Origin of the sequence: Streptomyces sp. 5-10 (assembly GCF_014712245.1) — a bacterium.
In the GTDB taxonomy this organism is placed as follows: Bacteria; Actinomycetota; Actinomycetes; order Streptomycetales; family Streptomycetaceae; genus Streptomyces; species Streptomyces violaceusniger.
The window spans coordinates 1-12,054 of record NZ_JACVYG010000069.1 but is presented as its reverse complement, the minus strand read 5'-3'; the positions used below and the strand labels follow the sequence as shown (position 1 = coordinate 12,054).

The 12,054-nt window shown below is 73.1% G+C and carries 8 protein-coding genes and 3 pseudogenes; 6 read left to right on the top strand and 5 right to left on the bottom strand.

What is annotated here, in order from left to right; genetic code table 11:
* Positions 1-10 precede the first annotated feature (10 nt).
* Positions 11-79: pseudogene (locus tag IEJ02_RS50590) on the top strand (VOC family protein); the annotation flags it as partial.
* Positions 80-236: 157 nt separating this feature from the next.
* Here the strand turns inward: IEJ02_RS50590 and IEJ02_RS42535 are convergent.
* A complete protein-coding gene (locus tag IEJ02_RS42535) occupies positions 237-656 on the bottom strand; it encodes a PPOX class F420-dependent oxidoreductase (protein ID WP_191069676.1) in 420 nt (139 codons plus the stop codon).
* A gap of 216 nt (positions 657-872) precedes the next feature.
* Between IEJ02_RS42535 and IEJ02_RS42530 the strand changes: the two genes are divergently transcribed.
* From IEJ02_RS42530 to IEJ02_RS42520, 3 genes are all read left to right on the top strand, one after another.
* A complete protein-coding gene (locus tag IEJ02_RS42530) occupies positions 873-1,499 on the top strand; it encodes a DUF5134 domain-containing protein (protein WP_191069675.1) in 627 nt (208 codons plus the stop codon).
* Positions 1,500-1,619: 120 nt separating this feature from the next.
* A complete protein-coding gene (locus IEJ02_RS42525) occupies positions 1,620-2,555 on the top strand; it encodes a M56 family metallopeptidase (RefSeq protein ID WP_191069674.1) in 936 nt (311 codons plus the stop codon).
* A gap of 139 nt (positions 2,556-2,694) precedes the next feature.
* Positions 2,695-3,384: a phosphatase PAP2 family protein gene (locus IEJ02_RS42520; RefSeq protein ID WP_191069673.1), complete on the top strand. Its 690-nt coding sequence runs from the start codon at positions 2,695-2,697 to the stop codon at positions 3,382-3,384.
* Between the two features lie 211 nt (positions 3,385-3,595).
* On the opposite strand, the gene IEJ02_RS42515 is transcribed toward IEJ02_RS42520, so the two are convergent.
* Positions 3,596-4,273 (bottom strand): O-methyltransferase, encoded by a 678-nt coding sequence (locus IEJ02_RS42515; RefSeq protein ID WP_191069672.1) that lies wholly within the window; start codon positions 4,271-4,273, stop codon positions 3,596-3,598.
* Positions 4,274-4,395: 122 nt separating this feature from the next.
* On the opposite strand from IEJ02_RS42515, the gene IEJ02_RS42510 reads away from it, so the two are divergent.
* Positions 4,396-5,364: a pirin family protein gene (locus IEJ02_RS42510; protein WP_191069671.1), complete on the top strand. Its 969-nt coding sequence runs from the start codon at positions 4,396-4,398 to the stop codon at positions 5,362-5,364.
* Between the two features lie 95 nt (positions 5,365-5,459).
* On the opposite strand, the pseudogene IEJ02_RS49450 reads toward IEJ02_RS42510, so the two are convergent.
* From IEJ02_RS49450 to IEJ02_RS49440, 3 genes and pseudogenes are all read right to left on the bottom strand, one after another.
* Positions 5,460-5,741: pseudogene (locus tag IEJ02_RS49450) on the bottom strand (hypothetical protein); the annotation flags it as partial.
* Between the two features lie 24 nt (positions 5,742-5,765).
* On the bottom strand, positions 5,766-6,104 hold the full coding sequence (locus IEJ02_RS49445) for an ArsR/SmtB family transcription factor (RefSeq protein WP_275560526.1): 339 nt from the start codon (positions 6,102-6,104) through the stop codon (positions 5,766-5,768).
* A gap of 102 nt (positions 6,105-6,206) precedes the next feature.
* Positions 6,207-6,659 (bottom strand): annotated as a pseudogene (locus IEJ02_RS49440) (tellurite resistance TerB family protein); the annotation flags it as partial.
* A 429-nt stretch (positions 6,660-7,088) separates the two neighbouring features.
* Between IEJ02_RS49440 and IEJ02_RS42500 the strand changes: the two are divergent.
* Positions 7,089-12,054 (top strand): beta-ketoacyl synthase N-terminal-like domain-containing protein (locus IEJ02_RS42500; RefSeq protein ID WP_191069669.1); only part of this gene is annotated, 4,966 nt, incomplete at its 3' end.

Genomic DNA, 12,054 nt, shown 5'->3' with positions numbered 1-12,054 from the left:
CCCGCCGGATGATCCGGACGGCGTGCGGATCGCGGTCGTGGAGGTGCCGGAAGACCATCCGCTGCGGTACCGCCCCTGATGGCTCGATCCCGGGATCGCCGGACGATGCATGGGGTCGCCGGACGATGCCCGGGATCGCCTGGGGGTACCCGGATCGCTGGCGCCGTCCGCCCGCCACGGCTCGCGGTGGCCGGAGGGGGTGGTGGGGCGGACGGCGGACGGTGCCGGAGGGGAGGTCAGCCGGGCTGGCTGTTCTCCTTGTGCTCGCCCCAGCCGTGCCAGCGGTCGATCTCGATCCAGGCGCTGACCCGGCCGCGGTCCCGCCGCGGGTAGTCCTTGCCCAGGTATTGCTGGGCCAACCGGTCGATTCCGGCCAGGTCCTTGTCGTCCTGGAGCTCGACGACCCGGCCGATGAGGGTGATGTGGTTGTACCAGTTCGCCTCGTCGATCACGGTGAGCGTGACCCTGGGGTCGTTGCGGATGTGGTCGAGCCGCTTGCGCCCCTCGTCCATGTTGACCAGGACCCGGCCGTCGTCCCAGAGGTACCAGGTGGCCGTGGACACCGGCTGACCGTCGGACCGGATCGTCGCGATCACGGCCGGATTGGGCTTCTCGAGCATGGCGACCGCGGCCTCGGGAAGCGGTGGATTCGACACGGGCTCTCCTCCTCTTTGGACACCTGTTCACGTCCCGTGGTGCGGCTGGGGCCTGCGTGATCCACGGGCCGTACCTCTCACCGTGCCATACCGCTCCTCGCGCTCCCCACTACTCCGCACGCCTCGCGCTCCCTCACTGCGCCCGTGCGCTCCCGTGTGTGGTGCCGCGGCAGGGGATGTCTCCTGGTACTACGTCCCTCTTCGGGAGGTGTGGCCGTGCACGGACCTCCACTCATCGGCTGGCTGCTGGTCGCGCTGTGCGCGGCCACGGGTGGCTACTGTCTGCTGCAGATGCGCGGTGAGCCGCCCGGGCCGGGGCGGCGGATCGCGGGCGCCGAGGCGCTGATGGGGTGGGGGATGGCCGTGATGGCGGTGCCGTCCACCGTGCTGGACCCCCGGCCCTGGGGTCCGCCCGCCTTCGCGGCGGTCTTCGCCGTGGCCGCCGTAAGGGCGCTGCTCCCGGTGCCGCACGGCGCGGGGCTCCCGGGGCACCGTCTGCACCACGCCGTCGGAGCGCTGGCGATGGTCTATATGGCGCTCGCGATGATGGTGGGCACCACGGGCGGCCACCATCACACCGGCGAGACGGCCCCGGGCCGGATGGCGCTCGGGGTGCCGCTGCTGACCGGGGTACTGCTCGTGTACTTCGCGGTCTACGTCGTACGGTCCGGGCTGCGACTCGTACCGATGACGGACGGGGCCGTGGACGCGGCCGTCGAGGGGGCCATGGACGGCGCCGGGGCGGGACCGCCCGGCGCCGGCTGGTCGCGGCGGCCCGAGCTGCGACATGCCTGCAGGCTGTCGATGGGGATCGGGATGTTCGCCATGCTGCTGACCCTGTGAACGGTGGCGGGCCGGGCCGTCGCCCGATGCGCAGCCGCATCCGTAGCCGCATCGTGGTGTGCGTCACTTCCCCGCCGTGACCGTACCCGGCCCGAGCCTCGCGATCATAGGCTGACGGCCATGATGGTCCCGTTCGCGCTGATGGGCCTCGGCGCACTGGCGGCGGCAATGGCGCCGCGCCTGTTGTCCCGCTCCGACTGGATCGACCGCGAACCGGTGCTCGCCCTCTGGGTGTGGCAGTGCGTGGTCGTCGGGGTGCTGCTGTGCTGCGCGCTGACCATGGCGCTCACCGGGGCGGCCGCCTGGGACGCCGTGCGCGGCAATGTCTTCGCCCCCGCGCCCAAGGGCGTCGTGGAGGCGTACGCACTGTCCGGCTACGGGCCGTTGGCCGCGCCCGTCGCCCTCGTGCTCGCCTTCGGGGCCGTCTGGAGCGCGGTGATGCTCACCCGCGAGATCGGCCGCGCCCGCGCCTGGCGCAGGCAGCACCGCGCCGAACTCCTCGTCCGCTCCCCCGTCTTGCCCGGTGAGGAGCCCAGCGGAGAGCGTCTGGTGGTCCTTGAAGGCGACAAGCCGGACGCCTGGTGGCTGCCGGGGCCCACGCCCCAGCTCGTCATCACCACGGCGGCGCTGCGCCGCCTCAAGGGCCGTCGGCTGGACGCCGTCATCGCCCATGAGCAGGGCCACGCCCGCGCCCGCCACCACTGGCTGCTGCACTGCTCGGGCGCGCTGGCCAGTGGCTTTCCGCAGGTGACCATGTTCGCGGCGTTCCGCGACGAGGTGCACCGGCTGGTCGAGCTGGCCGCCGACGACTCCGCGTCACGGCGCTTCGGACGGACGACCACCGCGCTCGCGCTGGTCGAACTCAACGAGGACCGTGGAGTGTTCGGCCCCTGCCCGAGCGCGCTCGCCCAGGTTCCGCAGCGGGTGGACCGGCTGCTGGCCCCGGCCTCCCGCCTCCCGGCGGCGCGCCGCTGGCGCCTTACGGCCACCGCGGCGCTCGTCCCGGCGGTCCCGCTGCTGGTCACGTTCGTCCCGGCGCTGCGGGTGCTGGGGTAGGTTCTCGGCGTTCTCGGCGTTCTCAACGCTTTCGGAGTTCTCGCCGTTCTCGGCGCTCTCGGCACACCAGCGGCTCCTCGCTCCGGGGGGATCGGGGGCCTCCTGGCCCCGGGACCCGCCCGTCGGCGATCATCGACTCATGCAGCCCGCGCCCCTCCACCGCCGAGCCGCCCGCGCCGCGGCCGTGCTCACCGTGCTCTTCCTGGTGCTGCTCGCCCTGGTGGCCGCCCATTGGGGGCCCCTGTGGACCGTCGACCGGGACATCGCCGTCGCCCTGCACCACTCCGCCGTCCGGGACCACGGATTCACCCGGGCCAACAGGGTGCTCACGGACTGGTTCTGGGATCCCTGGACGATGCGTGCGCTGCTGGCCGTGGCCGTGGGGTGGCTGCTGTGGCGGCGGGAGTGGCGGCTCGCCCTCTGGGTGGCCGTCACGGCGGCGGTGGGCACGGCGCTGCAACAGGCGGTGAAGGCCGCGCTCGACCGGGAGCGTCCCCGGTGGCCGAACCCGGTGGACTCGGCCCACTACGCGGCCTTCCCCTCCGGCCACGCCCTGACCGCCACCGTCGCCTTCGGGCTGCTGCTGTGGCTGCTGACGCTGCACGGGGCACCGGCGAAGTGGCTGCGGCTCATGGCCGCCGTAGGGGCCGTATCCGTGCTGGGCGTCGGCTTCACCCGCCTCTATCTGGGCGTCCACTGGCCCAGCGACGTCCTGGCCGGCTGGCTGCTGGGCGCGGCGCTGGTGTACGGGGCGATCGCCTCGTACGGCTACGCCCGGAGCCGTACGAGCGAGCGTGAGGCGTCCCCCGAGGGGAGAGTGCGCCCCTGACCCCCGAAACCCCGTCCGGCCAGCGGGAACGGTAGCCGCACCCGGGTGCTGAGCGCTCCGCTGGAAGTGCCGCGATGCGTCGTCGGCCGTCTGCGGCGCCGTCGTGGCCGGTCGCGCCCGCGCGGCGGAGCCGCACATCGACACAGCCCCGCGCCCCTTCGGGGCGCTGCCGAACGCGCTGCCGAACCATAGCGAACTTCCTCCGACCTGCTCAGCCGAGCCGCACCGCGGCCAGGATCCCGTGCGCGACCCCCAGGGGCAGCGAGAGATAGCCGCTCGCGGGGTCGACGAGGTACTCCCGCATCTCCCGGTGCATGTCGAAGCCGAAGTCCATGTCCATGTCGTCCACGAGCACCAGCGCGCCCCGGCGCAGCCGGGGTTCCACCACCTCGAGCACCGCCCGGTTGAGGTTCGGCCAGCCGTCCATGAGCAGCAGGTCCACCGACCCGGGCAGGTCCCGCAGCGTCTCCCGTGCGTCGCCGACGCGGACGGTGGCGATGTCGGAGAGTCCGGCGGCGGCGATGGCCTCCGTGGCCTTGGCCACCTTGTCCGCCTGCAGCTCCGTGCCGATCACCTGCCCGCCGCCGTTGTCCCGCACCGCGCTGGCCAGGTAGAGGGTGGACACGCCGAAGGAGGTTCCGTACTCGACGACGGTCCGCGCGCCGGTCGCACGGGTGAGCAGGTAGAGCAGCTCACCGCCCTCCTTGGACACCGACATGGAGGCGTCCTTGAACGTCTCGGCCATCTGACTGGCGTCCAGCTCGGCCCAGGCCGACTTGGGGTCGGTCACACCCGTCTCGGCGAACGCGCGCTCGTCGCCTTCTCGCTCGGCCTCCAGCAGTCCGTCCAGGACGGTCGCCACGGGCTCGGTGTGCAGTGTGGACGGCATGCGATCTCCTTCGGGGTCGGTGCGGTCACCGGATAGATTCTTCTTCCGGCGGCGATCCGGCCGCCCCCTAAACATCCCCCTGGCTCCCCCTGAGCTGCCCGGGGCGATGGGAGAGTGCGGTCATGAGCAATCTCGATATGAGGCCCGCGCCGACCGTGTGCGGCGGCCGCCAGGACGTCACCGCCCGGCCGGTCCGGGAACTGCTGGCCGCCAAGCAGGTCCCGCTCGGCGAGTCCACCCTGGTGCGCCGGCTCCTGCCGAACCTCGGGCGGCGCATGGTCGGCGCCTGGTGCTTCATCGACCACTACGGCCCGGACGACATCGCCCAGGAGCCGGGCATGCAGGTCCCTCCGCATCCGCACATGGGGCTCCAGACGGTCAGCTGGCTGCACGACGGCGAGGTGCTGCACCGTGACAGCGTGGGCAGCCTGCAGACGGTGCGCCCCGGCGAGTTGGGGCTGATGACCTCGGGCCGGGCCATCGCGCACTCCGAGGAGTCCCCGCGCGAGCACGCCCGGCTGCTGCACGGGGCACAGCTGTGGGTCGCGCTGCCCGACGGCGACCGCCATATCGCCCCCATGTGGGAGCACCACGCCGAGCTGCCCCGGGTGACCGGCGGCGGCGGGCTGCGGGCGACGGTCGTCCTCGGCGAACTGGACGGCGCGGCCTCGCCCGGCACCACGTTCACCCCCCTGATGGGTGCGGACATCGCCCTCGCGGCCGGCACCGACACCCGGCTGCCGGTGCGGCCCGACTTCGAGTACGCGGCCCTCACCATGTCCGGCGAGGCCGAGGTCGACGGGGTGCGCCTCGCTCCCGGCTCCCTCCTCTACCTCGGCTGCGGACGCGCCGAACTACCGCTGCGGGCGAACGTGGACAGCGCGTTCATGCTGCTGGGCGGGGAGCCCTTCGAGGAGAAGATCGTGATGTGGTGGAACTTCATCGGGCGCTCCCACGACGAGATCTCCCAGGCCCGCGAGGACTGGACGTCGGGCTCCCGCTTCGGCGAGGTCCACGGCTACGACGGCAGCCCACTGCCCGCCCCCGAACTCCCCCCGGTACCCCTCAAGCCCCGTGGCCGCACACGCTGACCCGCAGCGCCGTCAGCGCCATCGGGTGGCACCTCGGCCACCAGGCTCACGTCGCACGGAGTGCCGGACAGGTGGTTCTGGCGCCGTAAGGGGCCTCAACGCCGTGCGTGGCGGATCTTCAAGCGTCCGAACCCCACGGCGCCGGAGACCCGGATCTTCGGGCCGCCCGGACCAGCCAGGCCGCCCGGAGCACCCGGACCACCCAGGCCACCCGGGCCACCCGGGCCGGTGGGGAGGGAACCTTGCCGCCGGGGCTTGTAGCGCAGGTCCTTCCACCCGGTGTGCAAGCCCTCGACGTCGACGATCGCGTCGCGCGGCACCGTGATCCTGGCTCTGCCGGTGCCGAGCTGCAGCTCGATGTCGACGATCGGATGCTCGAACGAACCCGTGCGGTCACGGCGTCAGCCATGGGCAGGCGGGATGTCCTCCGGTTCGGGGTCGGAGGGGGCGAGGAGGTAGGTATGGAGCTGCCCGAGCAGCTCGGCGATGCCTTCTCGGTCGGCGCGGTAGCGGACCAGCTTGCCGCTGCGCGTGGACTGGAGCAGGCCGCCGCGCCGGAGGACCGCGAGGTGCTCGGAGGTGGTCGACGGGCCGAGTCCGGCGCGCTCGGCGACCTCGCCGACGGTCAGTTCCTCCCCGTCGGCGAAGTGCGCGAAGAGCTTCTGACGGGTTCCGCTGGTCAGCGCCTTGAGGAAGACCTGGAGGTCGTCGCCGGGTACGGCGGCCCCGGGACGTACCACCCGTCCCGTACCGGAGTCCGCCCGCCCGGACAAACGGTCGCCGGCCGCCTGGGGGAGCGCGTCCGGGGCCCGGTACGGGCGGGGGACGCGGAGGGGGCGGTGGAGGTCGAACTCGGTCGGGGGGATGTCCAGGGCCGAGCACGCCTCGCGGACGACGTCCCGTTCGCTGTCGTCGAAGTAGCCGTCGGCACAGCCGATGACGATGCCGATCTGGATGACGGCCCGTGCCTCGGCGGGCCTCCTCTTCGCCTTGCCGATCTCCCGCATGGCGCTCGCCCTGCCGAGGGCGAAGTCCGTGGTGAGCCCGTCGAGGTGGTCCTCGAAGCGGCGGTGCAGATCGGCCGGGGGGAAGTTCTGGAGCACGTCGTTGGTGACGATGAGCTGGGCGACGCGCTGCCGCTCGGACGGGTCGATCGTGCCGTCCGCCGCCGCCACCAAGGCGCACATCGCCATGCTCGCGTCCCGGAACGCCCCGCTCTGCAACTCGTGCTTCTTCGCCGTGAGCTGAGCCTGCATCGTCTGGACCGAGTCCTTGAGGCGGTCCCACAGCGTCATCTGCATCTCCTTCTCAGTAATACCTCCATTGTGGGGAGAAAACAGAATCTACAAGTTTGTAGAGCCCCCTGGCGCGCCACCACGACATCCTCGGCGACGTCCAGCGTGGCACACGGCCGGTGGCGCCCATGATCCCGGCCCCGCCGCGTCGACCGGCGTACGCCCCACAGCGCCATTCCTCCTGACCGCCGCTGCCGCCACCGTGGTCAGGGGGAATGAGGGGGATGTTTAGGGGACGGCGCGCTCGCTGCCGGAACAAGAATGTCAACAACAGCGGCGAGCTTCTTCGAGCTCGTTCGAGCTTTCTCTCCCGGCCTTCTTTCCCTCAGGCCGCGCAACCGGAGCGCGGCTGTCCCGCGCACGGGGCGATCCCGCGCGGGCCGGTCGCTGCTCCCGCGCGCCCTGCTTCGAACCGAGAGGTGTGGCGGCATGCTACGGACTGACCTGATCCGGCCGGTGCCGGAACTGCTCCAGGCCAACGCGGATCGCTTCGGTGACAAGCCGGCCTGTTCCGACGGCCACCGTACGGTCAGCCATGCCGAACTCGAGCGCCGTACCCGACGGCTGGCCGGTCATCTCGCCGGGCTGCGGCTGCACCCGGGCGACCGCGCGATGATCTGCCTGGGCAACCGCGTCGAGATGCTGGAGAGCTACTTCGGCGTCCTGCGCGCGAACGCCATCGCGGTGCCGGTCAACCCGCGCTCGACCGATGCGGAGCTCTCGTATCTGCTCGCCGACAGCGGCGCCCGGCTGGTGCTCACCGACATCGCCCACGCCGACCAGTTCGACCGGCTTCGGGAGCAGTTCCCGGAGCTGAGGGTGGTGGTCAGCGGAGAGGGCCCGCTGCCGGAGGGTTTCGTCGCGTTCGAGCCGCTGCCGGACACGGAGCCGGAGCTGGCGGCCCGCGACGACCTGGGGCTGGACGAGATCGCGTGGATGCTCTACACCTCGGGCACCACCGGGCTACCGAAGGGCGTGCTGTCCACGCAGCGGAACTGCCTGTGGTCGCTGGCCGCCTGCTACGTACCCGTGACGGGGCTGACCGCCGAGGACCGCGTGCTGTGGCCGCTTCCCCTCTTCCACAGCCTTTCGCACATCGTATGTCTACTGGCGGCGACCGCCGTCGGGGCCAGCACCCGGATCGTGGACGGGGTGTCGACGGCCGATGTGCTGGAGGCGCTGCGCGAGGACCGCTCGACCTTCGTCGCCGGAGTGCCGACGCTCTACCACCACCTGATCGAGGCGGCGCGGGAGCGTGACTTCGCCGCACCCCAGCTGCGGATCGCCCTCGTGGGCGGGGCGGTGGCCACGGCGGACCTGGTCAGGTCGTTCGAGTCCACCTTCGGGGTGCCGCTCGTCGACGCGTACGGCAGCACCGAGACGTGTGGCGCGATCGCGGTGAACTGGCCCACCGGCCAACGGGTCGAGGGCTCGTGCGGACTCCCGGTGCCGGGGCTGACGGTGCGGCTGGTGGACCCGGACACGGGTGTGGACGTACCGGCCGGGCAGGAGGGCGAGTTCTGGGTGTCCGGGCCGAACATCATGGCCGGGTACCACAACCAGCCGGAGGCGACGGCCGCGGCGCTGCGCGACGGCTGGTACCGCACCGGGGACCTCGGCCGCCGCGACAAGGCCGGGTTCTGCACGGTGACGGGCCGGATCAAGGAACTCATCATCCGCGCCGGGGAGAACATCCACCCGGGCGAGGTCGAGGCCGTGCTGCGCACCGTGCCCGGTGTGGCGGACGTGGCCGTGGTGGGCAAGCCGCACGCGGTGCTCGGCGAGGTGCCGGTGGCCTTCGTGGTGCCCGGCCCGGACGGCTTCGACCCGTCGGCGCTGCTGGCCACGTGCCGCGAGCGGCTGTCGTACTTCAAGGTCCCGGAGGAGATCTACGAGATCGCGCGGGTGCCACGCACCGCCTCGGGGAAGATCACCCGGCACGTGCTGCTGGAGCTGCCCGCACGGCTGCGGGCCGCCGGGGACGGCCAGTACGACTCGCTGCTGCGGCTGGACTGGGTTCCGCAGGCGGCGCTGCCGGACGCCCCGGCGGGGAACGGCACGTGGGCGCTGATGGACGCCGACGCGCTCGGTCTCGCGGAGGGGCTGCGGGGCGTGGGGGTGGACGTACGGGTGGTGGACGGCGCTGTCGTGGCGGACGGCTGCCCGAGCCCGGATGTGGTCATGGTGTCGCCCGCGGTGCGGGACACACCCGGCGAGCGGCAGGATCCGACCGGCGAGCTGTCGGCCCGGCTGGGCGCGTGGCTGGCCGACGACCGGCTGGCCGGGACGAGGTTCGTGGTGGCCACGACGGGCGCGGCGGCCACCGGCGCCGAGGAGGCCGCACCGGAGCCCCTGGCGGCGACGCTGTGGGGTGTGGTGCGGTCGCTGCAGGCCGCGTACCCGGGGCGTCTGACGCTGGTGGACGTGTCCGGGGACGTGGATATGTCCGCGGACGGGGATGTGTCCGCGGACGGGCACGGGGACGGGTACGTGGACGTGTCCGCGAACGGGGACGGGGACGTGTCCGCGGCCGCCGACGGGGACGTGTCCGCGTACGTCGAGGGGGAGGACGGCCGGGAGGCCGCGCTGCGGCGCGCCGTCGAGGACGGACACGACCAGGCGGCGATCCGTACCGGCGTACTGCTGGTGCCACGCCTGACCCGGGTCTCGGTCCCCCCGGAGCCGGACCCCGCCCCGGCCCTGGACCCGGACGGACTGGTCGTGATCAGCGGTGGCGACACCGCCCGCGGCACCGCCCTGGCCCGCCACCTGGTGACCGCGTACGGCGCCCGCCACCTGCTGCTGCTCAGCGCGAACGGCCTGCCGGAGGAGGCGGCGGCCGCGTTGCGCACCGAGTTGGGGCGGGACGGGGCAGAGGTCTCGATGGCCGTGTGCGACCCGGCCGACCGGACGGCGCTGGATGCGGTGCTGGACGCCCAGGACCGGCCGGTGACCGCCGCGGTGCACATCGAGGAGCCGGGACCGGGGCGGTCGCTCGACGCGTCGCTGCGCGGCATGACGCACCTGGAGGAGCGGACCCGGCGGGACGACCCGGCACTGTTCGTCGTCGTCACCTCCGCCGCGGGGGTGCTGGGCTCGCCGGGCCGCCCGGAGCGGGCGGCCGCCGACCAGTTCGGCGAGGCCCTGGTGCGGCGGCGCCGGGCGCTGGGCCTGGGCGGGCTGGCCCTGGCATGGGGCCCGCTGCCGGGCGAGCACGGCACCGCGCCGGTGGCCGGTGCCGTGCCCCTGCCCGAGGCGCTGGCCCTCTTCGACGCGGCGCTGACCGCCGACCAGGGCCCGCTGGTACTGCTCAGGCCGAGCACCACGGGGCTGCCGGGCGGCGAGCCGGTGCCCGCGGTGCTGCGCCACCTGGTGGACACGCCGTCCGGCGTACCGACGTCGGACGAGTCCGCCGCCGTGGAGTTCCGGCGGCGGCTGGAAGCCGAGAGCGAGTCCGGACGACAGCGCACCGCGCTGGCGCTGGTGCGCGAACACGCCGCTGCGGCGCTGGGCTTGGCCTCGGCCGACGCGGTCGAGGCCGACCAGGCGTTCAGCGCGTTCGGCTTCACCTCGCTGACCGCGGTCGCGCTGAGGAACCGGCTGAACGCGGCCACCGGGGCGCGCCTCGCCGCCACGGTGGTCTTCGACCATCCGACCCCCGCCGCGCTGGCAAGGCATCTCGTACGGGAGATCACCGGGAGGCGGAGCGAGCAGGCGCCGGTGCGGGCGCGCGGGGTGTCCGACGAGCCGGTGGCGATCGTCGCGATGGGCTGCCACCTCCCGGGCGAGGTCAGGACGCCCGAGGACCTGTGGCGGTTGGTGGCCGACGGCCGGGACGCGATCGCCGGGTTCCCGGACGACCGGGGCTGGGACCTGGCCGGGCTGTTCGACTCCGATCCGGACGCGGTGGGCACGTCCTACGTGCGCGAGGGCGGCTTCCTCAGCGACGCGGGGGGATTCGACGCCGCCTTCTTCGGCATCTCGCCCCGTGAGGCGCTGGCCATGGACCCCCAGCAGCGGCTGCTGCTGGAGACCGCGTGGGAGACCTTCGAGAACGCGGGCATCGACCCGACGTCGCTGCACGGCACCGACGTCGGCGTGTTCAGCGGGGTGATGTACCACGACTACGGGGCCGACGCCGGGAGCGCGGCGGAGGGCTTGGAGGGCCACCTCGGCGTGGGCAGCGCCGGGAGCGTCGTCTCCGGACGCGTGGCCTACGCGCTGGGTCTGACCGGGCCCGCGGTGACCGTGGACACGGCCTGTTCGTCCTCGCTGGTGGCGCTGCACCTGGCGGTTCAGGCGGTGCGTACGGGTGAGTGCTCGTTGGCGCTCGCCGGGGGTGTCGCGGTGATGAGCAGGCCGACCTCGTTCATCGAGTTCTCCCGCCAGCGCGGCCTCGCCCCCGACGGCCGCTGCAAGTCCTTCGCGGAGGGGGCCGATGGCACGAACTGGTCCGAGGGTGTCGGTCTGGTGCTGCTGGAGCGGCTGTCGGACGCCCGCCGCAATGGACATCAGGTGCTCGCGGTCGTACGTGGCACCGCCGTCAACCAGGACGGGGCGAGCAACGGCCTGACCGCGCCCAACGGCCCCTCCCAGGAACGGGTGATCCGGCAGGCAGTGGCGAACGCCGGACTGACGGTGGCCGACGTGGACGCGGTCGAGGCACACGGCACCGGTACGAGTCTCGGCGACCCGATCGAGGCCCAGGCCCTCCTGGCCACGTACGGGCAGGAACGGTCGGAGGATCAGCCGCTCTGGCTCGGTTCGTTGAAGTCCAACATCGGGCATGCGCAGGCGGCGGCGGGCGTGGCCGGTGTGATCAAGATGGTGCTGGCGATGCGGCACAACACGCTGCCCAAGACGCTGTACGCCGACGCGCCCACCAGCAAGGTGGACTGGGCGTCGGGCGCGGTGTCGCTGCTGTCCGAGGCTCGGGCATGGCCGGAGACCGGCCGCCCGCGCCGCGCGGGGATCTCGTCGTTCGGCGTCAGCGGGACGAACGCACACGTCATCCTGGAGCAGGCGCCGGAAGCGGACGCGTTGTCCGAAGCGGATACGGACGAGGAGGGTACGCCTGGTCTCGTGGCCACCGGCGGGGTGGTGCCGTGGCTGCTGTCCGCCAAGACCCCGGCGGCGCTGCGGGCTCAGGCGGAGCGTCTGGTCGGCCACCTGGAGGCGGGGGATGCTCCGCGTGCGGTCGATGTGGGCTGGTCACTGGCCACCACCCGCGCCGCCCTGGAACACCGCGCGGTCATCCTCGCCACGGACACCGACGGGGGCATGACGACCGCCCGCGCCCTGGCCGAAGGACGACCCGACCCACTCCTGGTCACCGGACAGACCGAGGCAGACGGCAAGACCGTGTTCGTCTTCCCCGGCCAGGGCGCCCAATGGG